1 pseudogene is annotated in these 319 nt (G+C 39.5%); it reads right to left on the bottom strand.

What is annotated here, in order from left to right:
- Positions 1–170: 170 nt before the first annotated feature.
- Positions 171–319 (bottom strand): annotated as a pseudogene (locus tag D0T85_RS22935) (hypothetical protein); the annotation flags it as partial.

The raw sequence follows: 319 nt of genomic DNA, 5'->3' as shown, positions 1-319 counted from the left end.
TGCCTATCACACCTCACGGAATATTGCCGATTATTGGGCATCTATCCGTATCTGTATCCGAAACGGTTACAACATTGATGATGTTACGATGTGGTAGTGTCTGATTTACGCTATACACCTAAAGATAAAACCGAATACAAAGCATGGGCTGCCTTTTCGCTTTTTACCTTTTCTATTTCCTGTATAGCAAGAATATGAGGAGGGATTTTAGGTTCAATTTTAACCTTACGAATAAACTTACCGTTATCGTCGAGTGGAGCATTACCCTGTGCAATGATTTTAGCTTCTTCTTCTTCGGCAGTGAGGTAAATAATACCGT

Source organism: Bacteroides sp. 519, assembly GCF_010500955.1.
GTDB lineage: Bacteria > Bacteroidota > Bacteroidia > Bacteroidales > Bacteroidaceae > Bacteroides.
This window is presented reverse-complemented; position numbering and strand designations above follow the sequence as displayed.